Here is a 26,327-nt window from a genome sequence, read left to right on the forward strand (position 1 = left end):
TTAATTCAACCAGGCATCCCAAGGAATTCGGCTTAAGATTAGGATAAAGGCAACACCGTAGAACATGTAGATGCTTCTAAATCGGCTTTTGCTTTCTGTTAATTTTTTGGCTCTGCTATATCCGATGGTAATGAGTGCGATGGCAATAATATTAATAAGTGGATGCTCTAGGGCATACAATCTGCTCATGGGATCTCCCATCGTTTCACCACTAAGGTTAGACAGTCCGACTGGACTTAAAAAGTAAACTCCAATACCTACTAACAATTGGATGTGGGCAAGTATCATCCCGATCAAGCCAAATTTACGGTCTTTTTCACTAAATTCTTTGCCACTTAATGCACCGATTAGGGCAGAAATAAAACTAAATATAATTCCTGCCAAAACGATATAGGCCAGAAATGAATGTAGGTGTTGAAATCCGGTAGTCATGGTAATTATGATTTTCTGTTAACAAACGGCTAAATAAGTAAAAATAAATGACTATACCATTAGTATGGTTGTGCTTTGTAAAAATTATATTGATTAGATGTTTTTAGCATTGCCTTTTTGGAAAGTGTAGGCCAGGCTTTTTTAATCAAGGATAATAATTACTATAAATTTATATTTTGCATATATCTTTTTTTCATTTGGTTAATTGGTGTTAATAACCTAAATATTTACTTAATTTTGCAAATTATAATTTCCTTTACCCAAAAAACCTTATTTATTTCCCTGTATAAATAAATTGTCAAAGATGAGTTATTGGAATTTTGTATTTGAGAATAAGAAGTTGTTGATTTTTGGCTTGTTAATGACATGTCTATCGGGTTATGGACAAACGTATCTTTTGGCCTTATATGTGCCTTATTTGATTGAAGAATTTTCGCTTCAAAATGCCCAGATAAGTGTTTATTACATGATTGCCACTATCGCAAGTGCCTTTTTATTACCTCAGGTTGGGAAATACATTGATAAGGTAAGTTTGGTAAAATACACCCTACTTACCACAGTTGTTTTTATTCTTTCCATGCTCTTAATGAGCTTTAACCATTATTGGTTTTTTTTACCCGTTGCTTTTTTTGGTTTGAGGATTGCCGGGCAAGGTCTGTTCAGTCATATTGCCATTACTTCCATGTCAAAGTATTTTATTAAGGGTAGAGGGAAAGCAATTAGTATGGCTTCACTCGGGCATCCTTTTGGACAGGCTGCTTTACCAATAATGGTGGTGGCTTTGATCAATGTTTTCGGTTGGAGAGAATCGCTTCTGGTCAATGCATTGATAGTTCTTATCATGGTGCCTTTGTACCTGTACTTTTTTATTGATGAGAAAAAACTTGTGGTATATCAAGAGGATGTTGATACTTCAGCTACAGGTACCAAAAAGGAAATTTCTCAATGGGAGATCATGAAAACGAAAAGTTTTTGGATCTTGGCACCTAACCTCTTTGTTCTTGCCTTTACCGTTACTGGTTTGTTTTTTTACCAGTTTGCAATAGCTGATTTCAAAGGATGGAGTTTGGAATGGATGGCTGTAGGACTTACCTTTTATGCGATTGCAGGATCAATAGCAATTTTGTTCTCCGGGCCATTGATAGACAAGTATTCAGCGAGAACATTTTTCCCTTACTACCTTATACCTTTTTTAATTGCGATCATTTTCATTTGGCAGATCAGTGATCCATTAGTGATTTTCCCCTACATGATTTTAATGGGAGCCTCAGCCGGGGTGGGTAATTCCATTATGTCAGCTTTACAAGTGGAACTATTCGGTACTGCCTATATAGGTAAAGTACGAAGTATTTTTGCATCCATAATGGTGCTTAGTTCAGCTATAGGTCCAGCCATTTACGGTTTGATTGTGGATGCAGGATACAATTTTGAATATCTTTTTATTGGATCTGCTATTTTGATGGGCATAGCGATTTTGCTGTCGTTTAGAATTATCCCTAATTATACCTATGCAAAAATGAAATATAAGTTTAAAAAGCGAGATAGAAGATTCGACTTTTTTAATATTTTCACTTTAAAACGGTAATTTCTGGGTGTGGAATCCCATAGTGCTCAATGTTCTTGTGTCTGTTTAACCCAGATTATGTAATAGAATGTCTATTGCATATTTCGGGTTTCATATATAAGTAAGGCTACAGACCATCTAATAACATTAAAAACTATTAACATTAAAAAAAAAAGGCCATGTCAAACATTATAGTTGGGCATGGCCTTATTATTTTTTCTCCCATTTACTCAGGAGCTTGATGGCAGTAATGGGAAAGCTTATAGAAGATTTAATTTAAGCATTGGTACCCCAAAGGGTTGCTTCTGCTTTTTCTGCTTCGGCAAAGTTTATCTTTGATTGTTCCATTTTATTGTCAATCTCCTTCAAGCAAAGCTGTCCAATACTACCTTCATGAGTATGTTTTATTTTTTTACCAGGGGTAAAGACTCCTTTTTCTATGTCCATGCCTACTTTTTTGTATGCATCCCTGAATGGAACACCATTCAATACAAGCCTATTGACTTCCTCTACACTAAATAAATAAGCATAAAAACCATCATCTAAAAGGTCTTGCTTTATGCTAATGTTTTCAAGCATTAACTGAGCAATTTTTAAGCTGTCATTCAATTGATCGAATGCAGGGAAAGTAGTTTCTTTTAACAATTGCAAGTCACGGTGATAACCTGTGCTCATATTTGTTAATAGCATCATAATTTGCTGCGGGTAGCTTTGTATTTGATTGGTTTTGGCACGAATCAATTCAAAAACATCAGGATTCTTTTTATGAGGCATAATACTAGAGCCAGTAGTCAATTCATCAGGAAAACTAATAAAGCCAAAATGCTGGTTCATAAACATTATAGAATCTGTAGCAAGCCTGTTCAATGTGCCGGCCGTACCTGCCATAGCAAAGGAAAGGATTTTTTCAGTCTTACCTCTACTGTTCTGAGCATTGATCACATTATAGTGCATGTCTCCAAAGCCCAGCAATTCTGTTGTCAAAGTCCTGTTCAATGGAAATGAGCTTCCGTATCCTGCTGCAGAACCCAAAGGGTTTCTATTGGCTAAATTGTACGCTGTTTGCCACAAATCCATGTCTTCAGCCAATCCTTCCGCAAGTGAGCCAAACCACAAGCCAAAGGATGAAGGCATGGCCAATTGAGTGTGGGTATAGCCCGGCATCAAATCATCTTTGTGTTTTTCAGCCAAATGGGTTAGCAATTGGAAAAGGTTTTCAATTTCCGTAACGGTTTCTTTGATGGCCTTTCTATAGTACAGTTTCAGGTCTACCAAAACCTGATCATTTCTGGAACGCCCACTGTGAAGCTTTTTTCCTACATCACCATATCGCTCTGTAAGTAGAAATTCGACCTGGCTATGCACATCTTCTACACCCGGGGCTATGCTGAATTTTCCTTCGCTGATTTCCTCCCGTATTTCTTTTAAGCCTTTTTTTAAGATATCTAACTCTTCCTTGGTTAACAAGCCTATTGATTCCAGCATGATGGCATGTGCCATGGATCCTGTCACGTCAAAGGGTGCTAGAAGAAGATCAAATTCCGGATCTCTTCCTATGGTAAAAGCTTCTACTTCTTTTTTACTTGTTTTATCTTTTTGCCAAAGCTTCATTGGGTAGTTCTTTTTGTTATGGAAAAATAATTTTCCAAGAGTGTAACATATAATGAGATTCCTTCCTTCAGTTCATCTATATAAATGAATTCATCAGCGGTATGAGACCTTGCCGAATCGCCAGGGCCTATTTTAACTGATGGGTAGGGGATTAAAGCCTGGTCTGACAATGTTGGGCTTCCGTACATTTCCAAACCCATTTTTTTAGCCGTTAATACCATGGGATGATTATCCTCAATAAAAGAGGATTTTAACCTTAGTGATCTAGGCGTAAGCTTTGCTTTTAAATTCATTTTTAATTCCTCAAAAGCCTCTTCTAGGGTATAAGCATCAGTTACCCGTACGTCAAGGGTATAGGTACATTTATCAGGAACTACATTGTGTTGACTACCCGCATTAATTATGGTAGCTGAAACCTTATTAGGGCCTAGGAAAGGAGATTCTTTTTTAAACTTAAAGTCCTTGATCGTCAATAGGTCCGTAAGGGTTTCATATATGGCATTGGTGCCCTCTTCTCTAGCTGCATGACCTGCTACGCCATTTACGACCGCATCTATGACCATTAAACCTTTTTCTGCTACTGCCATTTTAAGAAGGGTAGGTTCTCCAACTATTGCAGCATCAAGAACCGGTAGGTCTGAAAGAACAGATTCTATGCCACCGCGTCCACTTATTTCTTCTTCTGCCGAAGCCACAATGAGCAGGTTGACTGGCATGACTTTTTCGTAATAATACACAAAGGTAGCCATCAGGCTTACCAAGCAGCCTCCAGCATCATTGGAGCCAAGTCCGAAAAGCTTGCCATCCTTTTCCAATGGGGAATAGGGATCGAGGGTGTAGCCTTGGTTGGGCTTCACGGTGTCATGATGTGAATTGAGCAGTAGGGTAGGTAATGAGGGATCAAAATGCCTGTTGAAAGCCCATATATTGTTACCTTTTCTGTGAGATTTGATGCCTTTTCCTTCAAAAAAAGCTTGAATTAAATCAGCCGTCTTGTCCTCCATTTTACTAAGAGAAGGAGTACTGATTAAAGCTTTTAAAAGATCAATCGCCTCAAATTTCAAATTTTCTAGTGCTTCCAAATTTCTTGTAGTTTTAGATAGCAACAGGCCACCTTAATGTATTTTGTTCAATACAAATATTTTATTTCGATCCAATGATTGTTCCTGCATTTTCTCCCTTTGAAGCAAGTAGCAGGTTTTCTGGTAACCCCATCCATACATTTGACACCCCTTTGTCAAGAGCATTAAAAGCATTTTCCAATTTTGGAATCATGCCAGAATGGATCACTTGATCGTTTAGCAGTTTTTTAAATATGTCTTCATCGATTAAAGGAACCAAAGTGGATGGATCATCAGCGTCCATCAAAACCCCCTTTTTGTCAAAACAGAAGTAAAGTTTCACTTGGTGTTTTTTGGCCAATGAGGTAGCAATTTCTGAAGCAATGGTGTCTGCATTTGTATTTAACAATTGTCCCTGCCCGTCATGGGTTATCGCCGAAAATACAGGGGCTATGTCTTGCTGCAAAAGGGTTTCCAAAAGTACAGTGTTCACCTTTTCTACATCTCCTACAAAACCAAAGTTCACTTCTTTTACGGGGCGTTTCTTAGAGGTAATTGCATTTCCATCTGCACCTGTCAGTCCAATGGCATTTTGGCCATAGGATTGCAGTTCAGCGACAAGGTTTTTATTGATTAGACCTGCATAAACCATAGTGACCACGTCCAATGTTTCTTTGTCGGTGATTCTTCTCCCATTGTGCATATTGGGAACAATCCCCAGAGAACTGCCAATACGACTTGCCATAACTCCCCCTCCATGAACAAGTACTTTTACTCCAGGGAAATTGGCAAATAACTTTAGAAACTGGGTACAGTTTTCCTTGTGGTCTATAACGTTTCCGCCGATCTTTATTACACTGATTTCCATTAGATTCTTTTAAAGCATGCTGTCAATTACTGCTTGAGCAGCAAAAATTCTGTTCTTAGCCTGATTTTGTACAAGGCTTCTTTCTCCATCTAATATTTCGTCACTTAACTCAAGATTTCTTCTAACAGGTAAGCAGTGCATTACCTTGGCCTGTTTATTGTCCCCAAACTTTTCTTCATTCAATAGCCAATCTCCTGTAACACTAAGGATTTTGCCATAGGGTGTAAAGGCACTCCAGTTTTTGACATAGACAAAGTCAGCATCTGCAAGGGCTGCAGTTTGGTCGTATTCTATTTTTGCTCCATTGGTGAATTTTTTATCCAATTCATATCCATGGGGATGCGTTATTGTCAATTCATGTTCACAACCCAGTGCCCATTCAGAAAAGGAATTGGCCACTGCGTGAGGTATCGATTTGATATGTGGGGCCCAGGTAAGGACTACTTTTGGTTTCCTTTTTTCCTTAAAGTTCTCCCGGATTGTCACCATATCCGCCAGACTTTGCAATGGATGTCTTATGGCACTTTCAAGGCTAACCACTGGTACTCCAGAGTATTTGATAAATTGATTGATGACAAAGTCGCTAACGTCCTCATCTTTATTAGTAAGGGTGGGGAATGCCCTGATGGCTAGAATATCGAAATAGCCACCCAAAACTGCTGCAGCATCTTTTATATGCTCAACTTTATTTTGGTTCATCACCACACCATCTTGCATTTCCAGCGCCCAGCTTTCTTTGTCCATGTTGAGGACAAAACTTTCCACCCCAAGATTAGAGGCTGCCAGCTGTGTACTCATCCTAGTTCTCAAGCTAGGGTTTAGGAAAATCAAACCAATACGTTTTCCATTGCCTTTATTTCGATTGACTAAAGGGTTTCCTTTAAAGGCCAACGCTTTTTCAATTAAGGTATTTGCGAGGTCAATGTTTTCAAATTGAGTAAAGTTTTTCATGACTTTTATTTGGTCTTCCTGCTGTTAATTACTTCTCTTAAACTATTAAGAAATAGCTGCAATTCTTCTTTCTTCACGCAAAGTGGAGGAAGAAGGCGAATGGTGTTCTTTGAGGCAGCACTTCCTGTAAATATTTTGTGGTTGCTGATCAGTTCTGAACGATAGCTGGCAGCTTCTTCTGTGAGATCGAATCCTATCATTAAACCCTTTCCCCTTACCGAAGGTATTTCCGGAAATTCTTGTTTCAATGCTTGTATCAAGAATTCACCCATGCTATCCGAATGGCTGATAAGCTTTTCATCTTCTAAAACTTCTAAAACGGCAAGTCCTGCAGCACATGCCAGGTGATTTCCGCCAAAGGTGGTTCCAAGTAAACCGTATTTGGCTTCAATTTCTGGGTGTATCAGTACACCCCCCATTGGGAAACCATTGCCCATTCCTTTTGCAATGGTGATGAGGTCTGGCAAGAGGTCTTTTGCCCATTGATGGGCGAAGAACTTACCAGTTCGACCATAGCCTGATTGAACCTCATCCAGGATTAGTTTGGCTCCATATTGTTTGGTGAGGGTGGATAGACCAATTAGAAAATCTGATTCGGCTACCTGAATGCCATTAACTCCTTGTATCCCTTCAATGATAACCGCTGCAATCTCACCTTCTTTTAACCTTTGTTCAACGGCTTCCAAATCGCCCAAGGCCTCGAAGTAAACTTTATGACCGCTATTAAATGGGGCGACAATTTTTGGATTGTCAGTAATGGCAACTGCTCCGGAAGTCCTTCCATGAAAAGCACCATGAAAGGCGATAACACCTGGTTTTCCTGTCTCAAAAGAGGCCAGTTTTAATGCGTTTTCATTGGCTTCAGCCCCGGAGTTACACAGAAATAATTGGTAGTCTTCATATCCAGATAGTTTACCTAACTTTTCTGCCATTTCACCTTGAAGGGGGATTTGTACAGAGTTAGAATAAAAGCCAATTTTATTTAACTGGTCACCAATCCTTTTAATATAGTGAGGGTGAGAATGGCCAATTGAAATAACGGCATGGCCACCGTATAGGTCAAGATATTTTTGTCCTTTATTGTCCCAAAGATAAACTCCACTCGCTATTTCAGGAGTGACATTCATTAAGGGATAGACGTCAAACAATTGCATATAAATAGGTGTTTGGGGACAGTAACTTGTTACTGCCCAATAGTCAATGATTTTTAAAAAGCGGTACTTTTTAATCTTAAACCTGTCTTTTCATCTAGTCCAAATGCAAGGTTCATGTTTTGAACAGCCTGTCCAGATGCGCCTTTTATCAGGTTGTCAATGGCTGAATAAATGACCAATTGTCCCGCTTCTTTTTTTAGGTGAACCAGACATTTGTTGGTATTGACTACTTGCTTTAGTTCAATGTCATTTTTGCTGACATGAGTAAATGCAGCATCTTTGTAAAAAGAGGAGTAGACTTCATAGGCTTCTTCTATACTTCCTTCGAAAGGGAAGTAGGCGGTAATCCAAATACCGCGTGAGAAATTACCCCTATATGGTACAAATAGTACCTGCTGGTCAAAATTAGAATCTAGCTGACTGAAAGTCTGGTTGATTTCTTTCAGGTGCTGATGGGTAAATAACTTGTAAACAGATATGTTTTGATTTCGATGACTGAAATGGGTGGTTTCAGATAATTTCTTACCTGCTCCAGTACTTCCTGTTAGACCAGTTACATGTAGGGAGTCCTTTACCCATCCTTGATTGATACCGGGAACAAGAGCAAGTTGTACACCTGTTGCGAAACAGCCTGGATTGGCAATTTTCGTTGCACCGATTATCCGTTCTCTATTAACTTCAGGCAAACCATAGACAAAATCATTTGATTCATTTCTGAAATCTGTACTTAAGTCTATTATTTTAGTGTCTGTATCGAATGCGTGCTCCTCCAAAAATGGTTTTGCTTGACCATGAGGAAGGCAGAGAAATACAAGGTCAAGATCGTTTTTATCAATTTGGTCTGTAAAAACAAGGGATGCATCACCTATTAAATCAGGGTGAACATCCTCTAAATTTTTACCTTTTTGACTATTGCTATGAATCCATTTTAAGTCCACATTAGGATGGTGAACCAATAACCGGAGCAATTCTCCTCCAGTGTATCCTGCTGCACCAACTACGGCTGTTTTAATGATTCTCATTGTCTAAGCTTTTATTTACTTTATGGAAAATAGCTGTTTGATTGCCTAGGATCTTAGTAAAGCCTTTGACGTCTTCAGCTGTATAGCCTTTGTTCATTTCACCATAGCTGCCAAACTTAGATGACATTAGATCATGTTCTGAATTGACACCGATCATGCTGAACCTATATGGAGCAAGTTGAACTTTTACTTCCCCGCTCACATAGGTTTGTGTATCTGACATAAAAGCCTCTAAATTTCGCATAACCGGATCCAGGTAATGCCCTTCATGCAAATGGTTGCCATAAAATTCAGATATCTGATTTTTCCAATAGCTTTGCCATTTGGTCAGTGTATGCTTTTCTAAAAGTTGGTGTGCTTTAATTATAACCAATGGTCCTGCGGCTTCAAAGCCTACCCGACCTTTTATTCCTATAATGGTGTCACCAACATGAATATCTCTCCCAATTCCGTATGGACTTGCGAGTTCCTGTACCCTTAAAATGGCCTGAACAGGATGATCGAAAGATTCTCCGTTTACACCTACTAGCTCTCCTTTGTCAAAAGTAAGGGAAATTGTTGCTGGATCAGTAACCGTAACTTGCGTAGGATATGCACTTTCTGGAAGCGCCTGATCAGATGTAAGGGTTTCCTTACCACCTACAGAAGTTCCCCAAATCCCCTTGTTGATAGAGTAGGTGGCTTTTTCGAAGTTCATGGTCACTCCATGTTTCTTTAGGTAAGTGATTTCTTCTTCCCTGCTTAGCTTCAAATCCCTGATTGGGGTAATGATTTCTATATCTGGTAAAATGGTTTGAAAAATCATGTCAAACCTTACCTGATCATTTCCAGCACCTGTACTTCCATGTGCAATAGAGGTTGCGCCTATACTTTTAGAATACTCAGCCAAAGCTTTGGCTTGTAAAATCCTTTCAGCACTTACAGAAAGTGGATAAGTTTGGTTTTTTAAAACGTTACCGAAAATTAAGTACTTTATAACTTCATCATAGTAGGTAGAAACTACATCTAGAACCTTGAAGGATGCAACGCCTAACTTTTTAGCCCTTTCACCAATACTATCCAATTCTTCCTGCTCAAATCCTCCTGTATTGACCAATACTGCATGGACTTCATAACCTTTTTCTTTGCTAAGGTGAATGGCACAGAAGGTTGTATCCAGACCTCCGCTATATGCTAAAACTACTTTTTTCATACAAATAATTACCTTTTATTTAAGAGTGCTACCCTAGGGCAACAAAAATATTTTTAAGATTGGTTTACTTTATCTTTTACTTTTACCAAAGCTTCTTTCCCTTTGGCAAAATTAAGAAACATGGCCCGTTTGATGTTGATCAATCGTTCAAAAAGGCTAAGATTTTTTTTGAATTCAGAGGATAATTTCTTTTGCTCTGCTTTTTTTACATTTTTTGGTTCATAAAGCATTGCCGTGCACAAGCAATTCGATCTGTTTTTGCTCATGAGTATTGGGTAATTGACACAGCTTTGACATCCTTTCCAGAAATCCTCGTCTGTAGTAAGGTCAGAATAACTAACCGGATAGTAACCTAGCTCGGAATTGATTTTCATTACCGCCGCTCCGGTAGTCAACCCAAATATCTTGGAATCTGGAAATTTCTTTCTGCTAAGCTTGAAAACTTCTTTCTTTATTTCTCTGGCTAGGCCGAATTTTCTGAAATCAGGTGAAACGATCAATCCGGAATTGGCCACAAATTTTCCATGTCCCCATGCTTCTATGTAACAAAACCCTGCCCAATCGCCAGTTTTGGTAAGCGCTATTACAGCTTTACCTTCCCGCATTTTTGTTTTAATGTATTCGGGGGATCGCTTTGCTATACCTGTGCCTCTTGCCTGCGCAGAACGTTCCATTTCATCAGTAATAGTTTCCGCATATTGACAATGCTCTTCTCCTGCAGGTTTTATTATAAATTTTTGCTTAAACATTGTAGCATTTTTTTGGCTTACCGTCATCTCCCATCAAATCGCTATTGACAGTCAGCCCTAAGAAAATAAGTTGAAATGAATGATTGAAATGCTTTCGGTAATAGGAATATCCACATAGGATATATTAAAAGAGTTTAGGGACTAGGCCCTAAATAAGGTCCTGTAGGTTTTGATAGGACCAAATATCGGATACCCAAAAAGGTTATTTTGAGCCAGATTACTTTTATTTGATATGTTTGCTTCTTTCTTCATGCTAAACCTTGCAAATATTTATTTATTTCATCAAAAATACAAATTTAATAAGGATATAATGTGATGGAAATGTCATCCAAAGCCAATTATCAATAATTACACCAATTGTAACTGCACTTTTTCCTACCCATTATCAACCAAATAAATCCCTCACTAATTGTTTTAGAATTGTTTTTTACCGTTAAAACTTAATTATATGAAGATGTAACTTAAATATAATAGGAGATTTTTTTTATTTTTATTTAAAAATAGACTTTAGCCTATTATTTGTTGTCTATTGGGTACGAACCAAAAATTTATAAAAGATGGCAAAATGTTTTGCGCTAATGGGTTGGAGTTTACCCGTTATAGAAAGTATGCAAAAACTCAATAAACCTTTTGTAGTTGTATCTTTCCCTGATTTTGAGAATTACGCCAAAGAAAATAATATCCCCTTTGTTCCTTACCAATTTGATGAATGGAGTGATTCTTCAAACTCATTGGACTTGAAAGACAAATTGGAAGCCTTTAATGTAGATGTCGCTGTACCTTTGTTTGAAGAAACAGTAGAATGGGCTGGTGCATTGAATTCATTGTATAGAGATGATCCAAAGGTTTTAAATAGGGCATTCCTCTTTAGGAACAAGGCCATGATGAAAAGAAAGGCACTGATAGGGGGGCTGAGAGTTGGGCTATTCGAAGAAGTCCATAGCAAAGAAGGTGTGGTCAATTTTATGAATAGACTAAATCAGGCCAATTTACAGGTAGATGGAGAAGAGGATAGCTGGGTACATATAAAACCATTTGCCTCCGCAGGTACTGTAGGGCATCGACTTTTAAGGTCTAAGAAGGATATAGAAGACAAATGTCAGGATGATGATTTTCCTTGCTTGGCTGAAAGTCACTTATCCGGAAAAGAATTTTCATGTGAGGCATTTGTACATGGAGGTAAAATTAGATTCCTTAATATTACTGAGTATGTAAAACTCGGTTATTCTAATTTTATTCCAGAAGGAAATTACCTTCATACCAAAAGGGATAGGATAATGAAAGAGATGCAAAAATTAGTTGATCTCTTCGGAATACAATATGGAATGATTCATCCAGAATGGTTTCTTACGGAAGAGGATGAGCTGAGTTTCGGTGAGGTCGCTTGCCGAATACCGGGAGGACATATATTGGAGCTTTGTGGTCAGGCCTATGATTTTGATGCTTTGGCGGCCTTTGTTTGTTGTCATGATCCTGAACTCACAGAAGAAGAACTCAATGAATTGTTACCACCTTTAGATGCCAGACCTGGTACATTCTATGGGAATGTGATGATTTATCCTCACAAAAATCAGATTTCTCAATTGGTTATTCCAGAAGAACTTAAAGAAGAGTCCTATTTTCTGGACCATAATTTGATACCTCCCCTTACCAATCAAAAAGTCAATTCCAGAGAAGGTTTTGGCAATCATTTTGGTACGGTTAATTTCAAAGGAGATAATCCTGACCGAATGACAGAACTGTTGCTACATTATGAAAATGTAGATTTTTATCACTAATGAACCGTAATAACTAATATGCAAGAAGGAGTGATCTCAATAAGTAACTTAGAATCCTTTGAAGAGTTATTTGAGAGCTATAAATCAGCCACCGTGCTGACAAGAGGGGAAAAGGCACAAAAAATATTAGGACAATTGGATACCTGGTGTGATACATCAGAGGGGATTCAACAAATTTACGAACGTATCCCTGCCTTGGTTGAGGCAGGGATATTTAAAGGGACTCCATGGGAAAATCCCTCAAGGTTAGTTCCGCTATTGGTAAATGGAACCTACAAAAGTGGTCATCCTAATTCAACCTATGAGTTGCTAAGTGAACTTAGAATGTTGGCCTTGGCCCGAGGGGAAATTCAAGCCTCAGAGAGTATGAAGGAGGAAGCAGAAAGTTACCTGCAAGAAGCCTTGGTACTAAATCTTGAGTTTGTTTTCAAAGAACCTCAGGAAGAAACAAGGCTATTAATGAGTGAGCATGAGCTAACCAAGGTACATTCCTTATTTGGTTTTATTTCAGATCAGATACAATTGTCCAAGGTGAAAGCTGCCCTCGTTGAAGAGCTTATGCTGATTTGCGAGCAAAGACCAGTAGTAACTGAAAAACAACGGCGAATTATTGCTTTGGTAAAGGAAAAGATTGAGCTTGATCCCAATGATCCTGCGGATAGGGACTTGTTGGCTTTTCAACGATCTATTTATAGACCCACTTCGGGAACTGTAGATAGAAGTTTTGAAGCTTATGAGGATTACCTAGGTGGATTGACTGAAGACCAACTTGCTGATGAAGCAGAGCAAATGAGTGAAAGTATGCTTGCTTATGGACTAGTTAGTACTTATCATGCATCACTGTTGTTGTTTTTAGTCAAGCAAGAACACTATGAATTGGTAGCCCAATGCTTGGGATTAAATGAGTCTGGTTTGGCTAGATTTAATGAGCATCAAGCGTTTGTCTGCACAATTATAGCTGAGGTAATTCATCCATACAATGCACAGTGTATTTTCGGTTTGTCCAAGACCTTAGAAAATGGAGTGCTTTCCAGAACCGCCGTTAGGGCAGGGTTGCACAATTTACTTACCATTTCACTTCATCCTAATGTCGAGGAGAGAATCAATAAATCGATAACGGGTTCGACTGGGGAAGTAAGTCCTAAGCAGTATTTAATTGGAGCCCTATTGAGGATACTAGGTCAACCATTAGGGGTAGGGCAGGGAAATAATCCTACCTGTCAGAGTGCGAGAGGAATAAGCATGTGGAGTCAACACGCACCTGCCAAATTGATCCATATGGTACAAGCTGCTGCCGTACATGATGATTTAAGCTTTCGTTTTGAAGGAAGTGAGATCAAATATTCGGAGTCTGCCTTAGGCCTGGTACAAAAGCTAGACCACCAGTTAGATGCAGTGTCGGTAACTCTGGTACCAATGCTTGACAAAATCTATAACGAGATGATGCGTAGAGCATCAGGTAGAGGAGAAGACCCTCACAAATGGGTGAATCCAGGGCTATATGGGCAATGGATACAAATTGGATTTGCTTCTGCTTATGATTACCTGTCAAATGCTATTGTAGATTTTGATGGTTTTCTTAGGGTATTTTATGGCATGTGTCACCCTGAATACAACGGAGGCCATCGCTTGGTTTATCCGAATCCTGTTGGGATCTTTATCACCTCAGCCAAAGGGGAAATGCTAGGTTTTCATGCCATTTCCTTGCTAAGGGTTGAAAAGGATCCGTCAGGTGAGGTTAGGGCCTATTTTCTGAATCCCAATAATGAAGGAAGACAGAATTGGGGGCAGGGAATCACTCCGTCCGTTTACGGAAATGGAGAGATCCATGGTGAATCATCCCTTCCTATACATCAATTTGCTGCCAGAATCTATGCCTTCCATTACAATAATCTGGATGCAGCGTCTAAGATGGATAAAATTCCTCAAACAGAAATTGATACCGTAAAAGAGTTGACCAAGCAAAGTTGGGGAAAATCCTACACTTGGTTGGAAATAAAAAAACAATGGTAAAGCATTCTTCAAGAATAGAGTTAAACCAAATTGCCTACAAAGGCAATATCAATTTTATTAGAAAAAAGATAGGTGAAAAACCCATACTTTCATCCGTGGTCAAGGCCAATGCCTATGGCCACGGCATTGAGGTATTTGTACCTATGGCAGAAAAATGTGGCATAAATCATTTTTCCGTTGCTTCATCTTATGAGGCAGAACAGGTTTTGAGTGTATGTAGACCAGATAGTCATATCCTGATTATGGGTATTATTTATGAAGAGGACCTGGGCTGGGCCATTTCCAATGGGATTGCCTTTTTTGTATATAATTTCAACCGACTTGCTAAGGTATTAGAGGCCGCAAAAAAAGTAGATAAAAAAGCCAAGGTTCACCTGGAAGTAGAAACTGGAGCCAATAGAACAGGCATGCAAGCCAATGAATTTCCTAAAGCACTCAGTTATCTAAAGCAACACCAGGATTGGCTGATATTCGAAGGTTTGTGTACCCATTTTGGGGGAGCTGAAAGCATTTCAAATCAGTTTAAAATTGATCAGCAACACAAAAGATATAAGGCCTTCCTAAAAATATGCAAAGAAAGAAAATTCTTGCCTGAGATCAGACATATAGCTTGTTCTGCCGCTGCTTTGGCTATGAAGGACACCGTTTATGATATGGTGCGAATAGGGGTTGCTCAGTATGGGTTTTGGCCAAGTCCTGACATCTATTATGCGCATTTACATCAAACCAATAAAAAGTCTGATGCCACAATGAAGCGGATTTTTAATTGGAAAACAGATATAATGGACATTAGGACGGTCGATCAGGGAGAATTTATTGGTTACGGAACAGCATTCCAAGCTACTCAGGAAATGAAAATTGCCGTCATTCCTCTTGGCTATTCCAATGGTTATCCTAGGGCCTTGTCCAACAGAGGTCAGGTTTTGATCCATGGAAAAAAGGCGCCTATAGTGGGATTGATTAACATGAATTTGTTTATGGTTGACATTACCCACATTAGGGAAGTAGCAGTAGGCGATGAGGTGGTCTTGATTGGTAGGCAAAAAAACAATGTTATTAATGTTTCCAGCTTCACCAATGCTACTCAATTGTTAAACAATGAGATGCTAAGCCGCCTCCCAGCGGCCATACCCAGGACAGTAGTGAAATAGCCTGCTGTTTATTTCAGAATAGGATAGGAAAACAATAGGGCGATTATTTAGGCAGGGATTATAAAGTACTTTCTATGATAAACTTTTCAGTTATTATTTGCTTAGGAATGCCTGGGCCCGCAATTTGGATTTCAAGCCCCTCACCATCGGTATCATCAAAATACCATACCTCAATTGCATGATTTCCTTTCGACAGCTCAACTTGATTGCTTTTTATTTGACTGGAATGGGAGCCATCATTGTCAACAATTACCTTACCATTTAGCAAAACCTTGCTTCCGTCATCAGATCTAGAGAAAAAAGTATACTTTCCTTTTTCAGGTATAGTCAAGGTAGCCTCAAATTTTACAGCAAAATGGTCTGGACGATGCGGTATTTCTTTAAGGCTAAATTCATTACTCATGCCTGATTTCTTAATGGGAAGGCTTTTAAAATCAGGTACCCGTAAAAAATCACCTTCATAGTAATCCCAGGAAATTTTCCCTTCTTTTCCATTACCGATTCGGTACTGATTGACTTCAGGTCTGCTGTATTTGCCATTTTTGTAGCTTACAGTAGTAAGCAAAGTACTGTTGTTGAACTGAAGGGAAGCATTATAAACAATACCACTTTCTTTTGTAGGGACTGAACCGTCTAATGAATAATATATTTTTGCATCCGCATCATCCACTTTTATTTCTACCATTACAGGTGGCTTAGGAAAGAAACCTTTTGTTGGTGAAATATTTGGCATGGGAACATAAGGGGCTGAAATACTATTTGGGTCAAATGCTTCCAAGATTGGACGACCAATACTGGCATCTGGTGGAGTGATGCCAAGAGCAAAGGCTAACGTTACGGGAACATCATAGATATAGCAGGGTTTATCGATTACCAAGCCTTTTTTTACATCAGCTCCATACAATAATATTGGGATCTCGATTTCATTTAATGAAGTACTGCCATGGCCTTTATCTATACCTCCATGATCGCCAGTGATCATTAGCAAGGTTTCATCCATCAGGCCAGCTGCCTCCAGCCTTTCTATAAAATGGCCAATAATACTGTCATAGTGGGAGATGGCATTGAAATAAGCTTCAGAATCATGGCCATCCTGATGCCCATAATGGTCAATTTCATCAATATTAATAAATAAAAAATCAGGAAGGTCCTCAAAGAAGGAATCTGCTGCTTTTTCGAAGATAACATCTCCTTTTTCTCCTAAGTAGACCTTGTCTACCTGGCTTAAGTCAAATAGTCTGGCTAAACCTTTCCATTCATAGAAAAAATTAACCTTAGAAGACGGAATTTGCTCTTTTACCCAATTCATCAGACTTGGATAAACACCTTCATCTGTTGACTCTACTGGAGGCCATTTTACTTTGTCCCTTTCCCAATCATTGTCATAGACACCGTGTTGTAAAGGGCCAACGCCTGTTAGCATTGCGGTCCAATTTGGGGAGCTATTGGTAGGTAACAAGCATCGAGCAAATGGAGCTATTGCTCCATTTGCAATCATTTTATTCATATAAGGAGTTGATGCTTTCTGGAAGCCTCTGGATCCGAAGGCATCAAGGCCTATCAGAATGGTATGTTTAACTTTCCTTTCGGAAATTGTTGCTTTATTGCAGGATATGCCAAAGGTGAATGCTACAGAAATTATTAAAAATATGCCAATGGAAATGCTGCGATATTTCATTTTTTACTTAATAATTGAGAATAGCTTTTCAGGCTCGTCGGTAGTGATAAAATCCACATCTTGATCCAATAGCCATTTCATGTCTTCTTCATTGTTTACAGTCCAGACATTAACAGTCATGTTTAAGTCTTGTGCTTCCTTAATCCAATGTGGGTTTTCTTTAACTTTTTTGATATTGTAATCAAAACCAAAGAATCCATCGTCTTTTAATTCCTGTGGAGTTTTATCTCCCCGAAGGTAAGCTACATTGGCATTAGGGTCCAGTTCAATTACCTTCAATGCTATGTCATAGTCGAAAGTGATATAGTCAACCCATTGCTCTGCACCTAATTCCTTTACTATAGCAACGGACTTTTCGGCAAGTTCAATTCCTTTTGCTTTAGATACTCCTGATGGCTTGATTTCGAAAATAAGCTTTGTTTTGCTTTGCTTCATACCATGCTTAAGGTATTCTTCAACTGTAGGTACTTTTTCACCATTGGCCAAAGGCTTTTCAAGTAGTTGGGCATAAGTAACTTCTTCAATTACCATTTCCTCATGGTCGGCATCGTGATTGGCTACAAGAACTCCATCTGCTGTCATCCAAACATCAAACTCTGATCCTTCACAGCCAAGTTCAATTGCGGCTTGTAAAGAAGCTAAGGAATTCTGAGGGTATGGATTTGCTTTCCAAGCTCCTCTATGGGCGATTACTTTGTTTTTGTGAAATTCCATTTTATGGCTGGTGCAAGATATTAGACATGCACATAATCCCAAGGTAAAAATAAATTGATAAGACATTTAACTTATGGTTGGTTTTGATGCAATATTCTAAAAGAAATCACAATCCACAACTCATATTCAAAAATTATTGTTAAAATAATATAGCAAGAAGGCTGAATAGTTTTTCAAATCCTTAAAAAATGAATTAAAATTACTCCCAAATCCCTTGAGGTACTATTTCTAGTACATTGCCAAATGGATCCTCAAAATAAAAACTACTTAACTGATTTCTCCATTCTTGAGTGTGGGTAAACACTATTCCTTTTTGACTTAATTTTTCCCTAATCTCTAGGTAATCCTCTTTTCTCACCTCAAAGGCCAAGTGTTGCTTCCCATAGGCAAAGTGTGGAGGCAAACTGGTTTCATTTTTTGTTACTTCAGGGAGAAAGCAAAGCAAGACGCTTTCCCCACATCTGAAAAACACATGCCTTTTATCCACCTTTGAAATCAAGGGCATTTCTAATACTTGATGATAGAATTTTTCTGCTAAATCTAAATCATCGATGTACAAACAAGTTTCCTTTATCTTCGTGTATGGAATCATACAAGATGAATGTTTGATTAACCGTTATTCTCCAAATAAAAAGATTTTAGTATGTATTGCAATTGTTCATACTCAATTAAGAAAGCATCGTGACCATAAATGGATGTAATTTCTCTATAGGTCCCTTTGGGTACATGCTTACTGATGTACCTGGATTCCTCGCTTGTGAATAGAATGTCGGTATCTACTCCTATAGAAAGCACTTTGCATTTGATATTTGATAGGGCTAGGGGTGTGCCACCTCTTGATCTACCTATATCATGACTATCCATGGCTTTAGACAGTGTCCAATAAGACATTGCATTGAATCTATTGGCTAATTTTAAGCCCTGGTATCTTAAATAGCTGCTTATCTTAAAACCATCTCTTTTCTCTTCAGTCTCACTTTGGTTTTGAAGAAATGTCAATGGATGTCTGTAGCTGAGCATGCCAATTGCCCTGGCTGTTTCCAGGCCTTTTTTCCCTGCTTCGGGATCTAATTTACCCCAAGTTCCATCAGATTCGATTGCCATCCTTTGGGTTTCATTAAAACCAATTATCCATGGCGAGGCTTTTGCATTTGAGGCTACGATGATAGCATTTTCTAGTTTATCACCTAAAGTGACAGCCCATTCCAATGCTACCTGACCACCTAAAGAACCTCCAATCACCGTGTTGATTTTTCCCAAGCCCAGGTGAATTCTCAATTTATCCAACGCTGCCGCTATGTCCCTGGTTGTAATATTAGGGAAGTCATAGTAATAAGGTTTTCTATTTTGCGGATCATTACTCAAAGGTTGAGTTGAACCATAGCAGGAACCAAGGAAATTAGCACAAACAATGAAATATTTGGAGGGGTCAAAAAATTTGTCCTCCCCAATCAGTCCAGACCACCATTCCTGGGGGTTGGCATCTCCTGTTAATGCATGCATTACCCATATCACATTGTCTTTATTGGCATTTAACTGCCCTTGGGTAGTGAAATTCAATTGGAATTCCGGAAAAGATTCTCCGGATTCCAAAGGTAATGCTTCTTGGCAATAGAAAATCTCTTGAGTCATTTCAATAGTCAAATGCGGCGATTGAAGGTTCATTTTAATAGTTTTATATTTTGTCGAAGGCAGAAGTAAGGTCTGCTTTCACATCTTCAATGTGTTCTATACCTAATGAAATCCTTAACATAGAAGGGGTTACACCTGCGGCTAATTGTGCTTCATCAGAAAGCTGCTGATGGGTGGTAGCGGCGGGTTGAATGATCAAGGTTTTTGCGTCTCCTACATTGGCCAAATGGGAAATTAATTCCAAATTGTTAATGAAGTTTGATGCAGTTTCTTTGTCTCCTTCAATTTCAAAACTCAATACGCCACCAAATCCATTTGGAAGGTATTTTTTAGCCGTTTCGTGATAAGGACTATTCGGCAATCCTGGATAGTTTACTGACTTCACTTTAGGATGTTGCTCTAGCCATTTTGCAAGTTCCAAAGCATTGTCAACTGTACGTTGTACACGTAGTGATAATGTTTCTAACCCTTGCAACAATAAAAATGAATTGAATGGGCTGATAGCAGGTCCAAAATCTCTAAGTCCTTCTACTCTTGCTCTAATTGCAAAGGCAATATTTGGAAGTCCCAAAGGATTGTTGTCTCCAAATGTATCCCAGAAATTCATTCCATGATAACCTTCAGATGGCTCAGAAAATTCAGGGAATTTACCGTTGCCCCAATTGTAATTACCACCGTCTACAATTATACCTCCTATAGAAGTACCATGACCACCAATCCACTTGGTAGCAGAAGAAGTGACAACGTTCGCTCCATGTTTGATAGGCTGACAAAGGTATCCTCCTGCGCCAAAAGTATTGTCTACTACTAATGGGATGTCATGTTTTTTGGCAAGTGCAGCTATTTCTTCAAAATCTGGAACATTAAATTCTGGATTACCGATAGTTTCTACATAGATGGCTTTGGTGTTTTCATCTATTTGTTCTGCCAAATCTGCGGCTTTGTCAGATTTTGCAAACCTTGCTTCAATTCCTAACCTTTTGAAAGAAACCTTAAACTGATTGTAAGTACCTCCATATAAATAAGGAGAGGTTACAAAATTGTCTCCAACACTAAGGAAGTTATTTAGCGCCAAAAACTGAGCAGCTTGACCTGAAGCAGTTGCTACAGCAGCTACACCACCTTCTAATGCTGCCACCCTCTTCTCAAAAACATCAGAGGTAGGGTTCATTATCCTTGTGTAAATATTACCAAACTCCTTTAATGCGAAAAGGTTTGCACCATGTTCCGCAGAATTAAAGGCATAAGAAGACGTTTGGTAAATTGGAACAGCCCTGGAATTGGTGGTAGCATCCACCTCTTGACCGGCATGAACTTGCAATGTTTCGAAACGATAATTTTTTGACATGTTATTTGTTTTTTAGGTTTGTTATCAATTCTAATAAACTTGATTAAGTATAAAATGTGTAAAACTACCTGAGGCTAAAAGCACATAGGGCAGAATTTTTCCATCCTTTTAGAAAAGAAATTAAATGATTGAAGAAATACCTGGAAACTTTGTCCTTTTTTATTCTGTAAAATAAAATCATATAGTTTTTGAATTTATATTCCCAGATGTAAACTTTTTCATCTGGCAGGAATTGGCACCTTGGATTTTCCAGGTTGCCAGAGGGTCAACGAGCCTGTCTCTTGCCTCTTCTATATAAATCCTAGCTACTTCTAAAAAGTAAAAGGATTGTACAAAATAAACCTACATTGTCAAATTTTCCAATAGATGACCGTAATTTTTTCTTTTAAAAAGTTAATTAGTCAGTTAATCAGTAAGTTACATTATTTTTAAACAATGGAAATGGTTTCACCAGTATTATTTCATGGGAATTACAAGGAGAAGATATAGCCGATAAAAATAGCTCCATAAGGTAATTAAACCATTTTTGCCACGTTAAGGTATTCAGCTCTCACAGGAAGAGTGTACATTAAGTAATACTGGGTCATTTGACAATTTCACACTTAATAGAATAGTCTTGAAGAAGATATGTTGGCTATCTATTGAATTATAGGTACCCACCTAAAATTGGAGCTTCAAATGAATCAATCAGCGAATAACTCTCGAATTTGATGGGCTTTTATTCAGTGGTCTTTAAATTAAACCACAAAAAGTATAATCTTACCGTAAAAGTTTTGGAAATTTGTTTCAAACTTAATCGTTGGTACCTTTCTGTTTGATAGTTCAGTAATAACAGCGATAAAAAAATCAGTTAAATTTTATTTATACTTCAAATTTTATGGAAAGAAATTTCAAAACTTATTTTTATGCTTTTTTACTGGGGATTTTTCTCAGTGGGTACGGGTCTGTTTCCGCTTTTACAGGAGTTAGTTTTGTAAAAGACAGTATTGAAACTCCAAACAATTGGTTTTTGCTTGACCCCATAGATGATGGGATAATGGGAACAGGGGCCGAGAAGGCCTATGAGAAATTGCTTCAGGGGAAATCACCAAAAGCCATGATAGTGGTGGCTGTAATTGATTCTGGAATAGACATCACCCATGAAGACCTTCAGGGGAAAATATGGACCAATGAGGATGAAATTGCTGGAAATGGAATAGACGATGATAAAAATGGTTATGTAGATGATGTGCATGGCTGGAATTTTATTGGAGGTAAGGATGGGTCTCAAGTAGATAATGATTCACATGAACTGACCAGAGAATACATTAGACTCAAAGCCAAATATGCTGATGTTGAGGAAGAGGATGTAAAACGTAAGAATAAAGAGGAGTTTGCTTATTGGGAGCGAATCAATGCAAACTTTGAAGAGAGTAAAAAAGAGGCTGAAGGCAATTACAACATGTACAACAACATGATGGAAGGTTTTTCTAATATGGCTGATATAGTAAAAGAGGAATTCAATGTTTCTGATTTTAAGGAAAGCGATTTGGCTGATTTCGAATCTGATGACGAGAAAATCTCTGCTGCAATAGATATGTTGAAGCAAATGTTTGGAATGATCAGAATAGAAGATGCAAGTATCAATACCATACTAGGGGAACTTGAAAAAGCTGTTGAGCATTTTGAAGTACAAGCCAAATATGCCTACAATACAGATTTTGATCCTAGACATATTGTAGGAGATGATCCTGAGGATTACAAAGAAAAATTTTATGGAAATAACGACCCTACAGGTCCTGATCCATCTCATGGAACCCATGTAGCAGGAATCATCGCCGCTAATCGTGGTAACGACTTAGGGATTGAAGGGATAGCGGATCATGTGTTGATTATGCCGATAAGAGCTGTGCCTAATGGGGATGAGAGAGACAAGGATATTGCCAATTCAATTAGGTATGCAGTTGACAATGGTGCTAAAATCATTAACATGAGTTTTGGTAAATCCTATTCTCCTGGAAAAAAATATGTAGACAAGGCCGTCAAATATGCAGAAAAAAAAGGAGTACTTTTAATTCATGCAGCAGGAAATAGTTCCAAGGAAGTTACGCCGGAAAATAATTTCCCAAACAGGTGGTTTGCCAAGAGAGGTACATCTAATGCTTGGATTGAAGTCGGTGCTTCCGGCCCAAGGGATAATCAAGATTTACCCGCTACCTTTTCTAATTTTAGTAAAGAAGGTGTAGATTTATTTGCTCCAGGGGTAGATATTTATTCTACCATTCCTGGCTCAGAATACGAAAACAATAGTGGTACAAGTATGGCTGCACCAACTGTATCAGGGGTTGCTGCATTATTGCTTGCCTATTATCCTGAACTTAAGCCTAAGGAAGTACGAAGCATTCTAAAGAACTCCGTTTATAAAGCCGGAGGGGAAAAAGTTAATCTTCCCGGACAAGAGGAAATGGTCAATTTTGGAGATCTGAGCCAAACTGGAGGTATAGTGAATGCCTACCAAGCAATTCAAATGGCTGAAAGGTTGGCCAAATAATTGGATCAATTGAAACCGTATTGAATGGATTTACCCCTTTATTTTGATTACAATGCAACCACTCCATGTCATCAAGAGGTAGTAGAGGCAATGTTGCCCTACTTTACCTCTACTTATGGCAATGCCTCTAGTGGACATCATCCCTATGGTTGGTTTGCTGCAGATGCGGTAGAATCCGCAAGGGAGGAAGTAGCCGAATTGATTGGAGCAGCCGCTAAAGAAATTCTATTTACTAGTGGTGCGACTGAAGCCATTAATCTGGCAATAAAAGGCCTTGCCTTGGCCAAAAATGAAAACAAAAAACACCTCATTACCATAGCTACAGAACACAAGGCAGTTCTTGACAGCATGGAAGATTTGGTTCGACAGGGTTTTGAATGGACTTGTCTTCCTGTGAATGCCAATGGGGAAATCTCCTTGGACCAATTGAAGTCCAGCTTTAAAGAAAATACCCTGTTATTGGTTGCCATGACGGCCAATAATGAGACAGGTAATTTGCATCCCATCAAAGAAATGGCAGCCTTGGCCAGGGAGCATGGCGTACTCTTTTTAACAGATGCTGTTCAAGCCATTGGCAAAATCCCATTGAATGTCAAAGAATTGGGAGTGGATATGTTGGCGCTTTCTGCACATAAAATGTACGGACCTAAAGGGGTAGGCGCCTTGTACATAAGGAAAGGCAGTCCCAAATTAACTTTAAAAGCTCAAATCACAGGTGGAGGTCAAGAAAGAGATTTGAGAAGTGGTACCTTAAATGTACCCGGCATAGTGGGGTTAGGAAAGGCTTCTTCTTTAGGACTAGCCAATCAGTTGGATGAAGCCCAAAGGCTTTCTAAATTGAGAAATAAATTAGAAACAGGCTTGCTTGAAATTGAAGACAGTCAGTTAAACGGTTCTTCCAATCGATTGCCACATGTATGTAATGTTTCGTTCCGAGGCATTTTAGGTAAACCTTTGTTGATTAGAATTAATAAAAAATTGGCGGTCAGTTCTGGGGCTGCCTGTAGCAGTGTGACAGATAAGCCCTCACATGTACTCACAGCCATGGGCCTCGATGGTCCCACTGCAATGGCTACTTTGAGGCTTTCTCTTGGTAGGTTCACTACTGAAGAAAATGTAGATTTTGCCATTAGTTATATAAGCAAAGTAGTTAATGATTTACGAACAGCTTCTTAATTTAATTCATTGTAATGACAAAAAAAGACTTTACACATCTGGACAATAAAACAGGGAACCCTGCGATGGTTGATGTAGGAGGGAAACAAATTACACAACGCTTTGCGAAGGCTTCCTGCAGGATGGTATTGGGCAAGGAAATAATGCAATCACTCAATGATGTTTCTGAGTTGGTCACTAAAAAAGGACCTGTTTTCCAAACGGCCATTATTGCAGGGACCATGGGCGCAAAAAGAACTTCAGATTTGATTCCTTTATGCCATCCCATAGGAATGGATGATTGTAAGGTAAATATAGAAATAGCAGGGGAGGAAGAGATATTGATCAGCTGCAGTACCCGTGTTACAGGAAAAACTGGAGTAGAAATGGAAGCCATGACAGGGGTGTCCATAGCCGCATTGACGATCTATGACATGTGCAAAGGATTTTCACATGATATATTGATTAAGGAAATGAAATTAGAAGAGAAAACAGGAGGTAAACGTGATTTCAAAAGATAAGCACCAAAAACATGTTTCTTTGGCCAGACCATCTCTGGGGGATTATGGCAGGATAGAGTTGGGCTTTTTGGGAACTTCATGTGGTATTATTCAGAAAATGGTCCATGAGCTTATTCTGAATCTTTCCAGCGATTACAAAATGGCCTATGTTGATGCTGACCATAAAGAAGGAGACCAATTACTTGCCGGAGAGGGAGGCAAAGACAGCCTTATGCAATTTCCTGAAGTGACTGAATTGAGAGACAAGATTGTTTTCAAAAGGTTGGATAGGAGACAGGAGAATATTTCTGTTTTTGAGCAGCGGGAATGGTTGAACAACCAAGAGCTTATACTGATCAATGCCAATCATTTTAAGGCCAAAGACCAAGTATTGGTCATAGACCCTAAGAAGCCTATGGATAAGAAATTAGGCAAGCTTACCAATGTGAAGCTATTTCTATTACAGGAGGGGCAGACGGATATACCGGATTGTATTAAATGCCATGTTAGTAATTGGGAAGAGATCCAGGTTTTTAAAATTGGCGAAACCAATAAAATACTTTCTTTTATAAAAGATTTTATGAAGGAAAATCAGCCAGAATTGAATGGATTGGTATTGATTGGTGGCAAGAGTACTAGAATGAATAGGGATAAAGCAAACTTAACCTATCATGAAAAAAGTCAGAAAGAGCATGTAAGTGAATTGTTGAAGACTTATTGCAAAGAAGTCTTTCTTTCCTGCAATGCTGAACAGGAGGCAGGTTTTGACAATGAGCAGTTTATAATTAAGGACAAACTAATAGGAATGGGGCCTATGGGGGGACTTATTTCTGCATTTATGGAAAAACCTGATGTGGCATGGTTGAGTGTTGCTTGCGACTTGCCCTTTTTAAGTCAAAAAACACTGGATTACTTGATTAGCAATCGCAACCCTTCCAAATTGGCAACCTCCTTTTTGGATTCAGATAGTAAATTCCCAGAACCTTTGGTTACTATTTGGGAGCCCAGGGCCTACCCTGTTTTGTTCAGATATTTAAGTCAGGGCTACAGTTGTCCAAGAAAGGTTTTGATTAATTCGGATGTGGCACTTTTACATGCCCCTGATAAGGAGGAGTTTAAAAATGTAAATGACCCTGCTACCTATGAAGCAGTACAAAAGGTTTTGAAAAAGCAATAGATTTGGTCTTCAGGCAATGGGATATTTTCGTTTCATGCCAATTTTTT

At 38.6% G+C, this 26,327-nt stretch carries 22 protein-coding genes and 1 riboswitch; of the genes, 8 read left to right on the top strand and 14 right to left on the bottom strand.

What is annotated here, in order from left to right; translation table 11 throughout:
• Nucleotides 1-432, bottom strand: coding sequence for a hypothetical protein (locus tag AC13EX_RS24160; RefSeq protein WP_482894633.1), 432 nt, complete (start codon nucleotides 430-432; stop codon nucleotides 1-3).
• A gap of 304 nt (nucleotides 433-736) precedes the next feature.
• Here AC13EX_RS24160 and AC13EX_RS24165 point away from each other — a divergent pair, with 304 nt between their 5' ends.
• Nucleotides 737-2,017 carry an MFS transporter gene (locus AC13EX_RS24165; protein WP_482894634.1) on the top strand — a complete coding sequence of 427 codons (1,281 nt, stop codon included), beginning with the start codon at nucleotides 737-739 and terminating at the stop codon, nucleotides 2,015-2,017.
• A gap of 255 nt (nucleotides 2,018-2,272) precedes the next feature.
• On the opposite strand, the gene argH is transcribed toward AC13EX_RS24165, so the two are convergent.
• The 8 genes from argH to AC13EX_RS24205 all read right to left on the bottom strand — a co-directional run bounded on the left by argH (nucleotide 2,273) and on the right by AC13EX_RS24205 (nucleotide 10,604).
• Entirely contained in the window at nucleotides 2,273-3,607 is a 1,335-nt protein-coding gene (gene argH, locus AC13EX_RS24170; protein WP_482894635.1) for an argininosuccinate lyase, read from the bottom strand.
• Nucleotides 3,604-4,689 (bottom strand): M20 family metallo-hydrolase, encoded by a 1,086-nt coding sequence (locus tag AC13EX_RS24175; protein ID WP_482894636.1) that lies wholly within the window; start codon nucleotides 4,687-4,689, stop codon nucleotides 3,604-3,606. The genes argH and AC13EX_RS24175 overlap by 4 nt, the downstream gene beginning before the upstream one ends.
• 61 nt (nucleotides 4,690-4,750) lie before the next feature.
• Entirely contained in the window at nucleotides 4,751-5,536 is a 786-nt protein-coding gene (argB, locus tag AC13EX_RS24180; RefSeq protein ID WP_482894637.1) for an acetylglutamate kinase, read from the bottom strand.
• Nucleotides 5,537-5,545: 9 nt separating this feature from the next.
• Nucleotides 5,546-6,487 (bottom strand): Rossmann-fold NAD(P)-binding domain-containing protein, encoded by a 942-nt coding sequence (locus AC13EX_RS24185; protein ID WP_048643996.1) that lies wholly within the window; start codon nucleotides 6,485-6,487, stop codon nucleotides 5,546-5,548.
• A gap of 5 nt (nucleotides 6,488-6,492) precedes the next feature.
• A complete protein-coding gene (locus tag AC13EX_RS24190) occupies nucleotides 6,493-7,641 on the bottom strand; it encodes an aspartate aminotransferase family protein (protein ID WP_482894638.1) in 1,149 nt (382 codons plus the stop codon).
• A gap of 53 nt (nucleotides 7,642-7,694) precedes the next feature.
• Nucleotides 7,695-8,663: an N-acetyl-gamma-glutamyl-phosphate reductase gene (argC, locus tag AC13EX_RS24195; RefSeq protein WP_482894639.1), complete on the bottom strand. Its 969-nt coding sequence runs from the start codon at nucleotides 8,661-8,663 to the stop codon at nucleotides 7,695-7,697.
• The gene (gene argG / locus AC13EX_RS24200) at nucleotides 8,650-9,855 is read right to left on the bottom strand and encodes an argininosuccinate synthase (RefSeq protein ID WP_048643993.1); all 1,206 of its coding nucleotides are present in this window, start codon (nucleotides 9,853-9,855) and stop codon (nucleotides 8,650-8,652) included. The genes argC and argG overlap by 14 nt, the downstream gene beginning before the upstream one ends.
• Before the next feature lie 53 nt (nucleotides 9,856-9,908).
• Nucleotides 9,909-10,604 (bottom strand): N-acetyltransferase, encoded by a 696-nt coding sequence (locus AC13EX_RS24205; RefSeq protein WP_048644711.1) that lies wholly within the window; start codon nucleotides 10,602-10,604, stop codon nucleotides 9,909-9,911.
• 557 nt (nucleotides 10,605-11,161) lie between these two features.
• On the opposite strand from AC13EX_RS24205, the gene AC13EX_RS24210 reads away from it, so the two are divergent.
• Genes AC13EX_RS24210 through alr form a run of 3 tightly spaced genes read left to right on the top strand, consistent with a single transcriptional unit; the run spans nucleotide 11,162 to nucleotide 15,546 of the window.
• Nucleotides 11,162-12,382: an ATP-grasp domain-containing protein gene (locus AC13EX_RS24210; RefSeq protein WP_482894640.1), complete on the top strand. Its 1,221-nt coding sequence runs from the start codon at nucleotides 11,162-11,164 to the stop codon at nucleotides 12,380-12,382.
• An 18-nt stretch (nucleotides 12,383-12,400) separates the two neighbouring features.
• Nucleotides 12,401-14,395, top strand: a complete 1,995-nt coding sequence (locus AC13EX_RS24215) for a hypothetical protein (protein WP_482894641.1) — start codon at nucleotides 12,401-12,403, stop codon at nucleotides 14,393-14,395.
• Nucleotides 14,389-15,546 carry an alanine racemase gene (gene alr / locus AC13EX_RS24220; RefSeq protein WP_482894642.1) on the top strand — a complete coding sequence of 386 codons (1,158 nt, stop codon included), beginning with the start codon at nucleotides 14,389-14,391 and terminating at the stop codon, nucleotides 15,544-15,546. Before AC13EX_RS24215 ends, alr begins: the two co-directional genes overlap by 7 nt.
• 58 nt (nucleotides 15,547-15,604) lie before the next feature.
• Here the strand turns inward: alr and AC13EX_RS24225 are convergent, their stop codons facing one another.
• The 5 genes from AC13EX_RS24225 to AC13EX_RS24245 all read right to left on the bottom strand — a co-directional run bounded on the left by AC13EX_RS24225 (nucleotide 15,605) and on the right by AC13EX_RS24245 (nucleotide 20,918).
• Nucleotides 15,605-17,224 carry an alkaline phosphatase family protein gene (locus tag AC13EX_RS24225; RefSeq protein WP_482894643.1) on the bottom strand — a complete coding sequence of 540 codons (1,620 nt, stop codon included), beginning with the start codon at nucleotides 17,222-17,224 and terminating at the stop codon, nucleotides 15,605-15,607.
• A gap of 3 nt (nucleotides 17,225-17,227) precedes the next feature.
• On the bottom strand, nucleotides 17,228-17,938 hold the full coding sequence (locus AC13EX_RS24230; protein WP_240477875.1) for a glycerophosphodiester phosphodiesterase: 711 nt from the start codon (nucleotides 17,936-17,938) through the stop codon (nucleotides 17,228-17,230).
• A gap of 199 nt (nucleotides 17,939-18,137) precedes the next feature.
• The gene (locus AC13EX_RS24235; protein WP_482894681.1) at nucleotides 18,138-18,527 is read right to left on the bottom strand and encodes a VOC family protein; all 390 of its coding nucleotides are present in this window, start codon (nucleotides 18,525-18,527) and stop codon (nucleotides 18,138-18,140) included.
• A 20-nt stretch (nucleotides 18,528-18,547) separates the two neighbouring features.
• Nucleotides 18,548-19,603, bottom strand: coding sequence for a homoserine O-acetyltransferase family protein (locus AC13EX_RS24240; protein WP_048643988.1), 1,056 nt, complete (start codon nucleotides 19,601-19,603; stop codon nucleotides 18,548-18,550).
• A gap of 10 nt (nucleotides 19,604-19,613) precedes the next feature.
• Nucleotides 19,614-20,918: an O-acetylhomoserine aminocarboxypropyltransferase/cysteine synthase family protein gene (locus AC13EX_RS24245; RefSeq protein ID WP_482894644.1), complete on the bottom strand. Its 1,305-nt coding sequence runs from the start codon at nucleotides 20,916-20,918 to the stop codon at nucleotides 19,614-19,616.
• Between the two features lie 191 nt (nucleotides 20,919-21,109).
• Nucleotides 21,110-21,219, bottom strand: a riboswitch (SAM riboswitch).
• A gap of 576 nt (nucleotides 21,220-21,795) precedes the next feature.
• On the opposite strand from AC13EX_RS24245, the gene AC13EX_RS24250 reads away from it, so the two are divergent.
• From AC13EX_RS24250 to AC13EX_RS24265, 4 genes are read left to right on the top strand one after another with little or no spacing between them, the layout of a single operon-like run.
• Nucleotides 21,796-23,448, top strand: coding sequence for a S8 family peptidase (locus AC13EX_RS24250; protein ID WP_339714547.1), 1,653 nt, complete (start codon nucleotides 21,796-21,798; stop codon nucleotides 23,446-23,448).
• Between the two features lie 24 nt (nucleotides 23,449-23,472).
• Nucleotides 23,473-24,624, top strand: a complete 1,152-nt coding sequence (locus tag AC13EX_RS24255) for a cysteine desulfurase family protein (protein WP_482894645.1) — start codon at nucleotides 23,473-23,475, stop codon at nucleotides 24,622-24,624.
• Between the two features lie 14 nt (nucleotides 24,625-24,638).
• Nucleotides 24,639-25,124, top strand: a complete 486-nt coding sequence (moaC, locus tag AC13EX_RS24260) for a cyclic pyranopterin monophosphate synthase MoaC (protein ID WP_048643985.1) — start codon at nucleotides 24,639-24,641, stop codon at nucleotides 25,122-25,124.
• Entirely contained in the window at nucleotides 25,108-26,280 is a 1,173-nt protein-coding gene (locus AC13EX_RS24265) for an NTP transferase domain-containing protein (RefSeq protein WP_482894646.1), read from the top strand. Before moaC ends, AC13EX_RS24265 begins: the two co-directional genes overlap by 17 nt.
• Nucleotides 26,281-26,327: the final 47 nt, after the last annotated feature.

Source organism: Cyclobacterium sp. L-R (genome assembly GCF_056859355.1).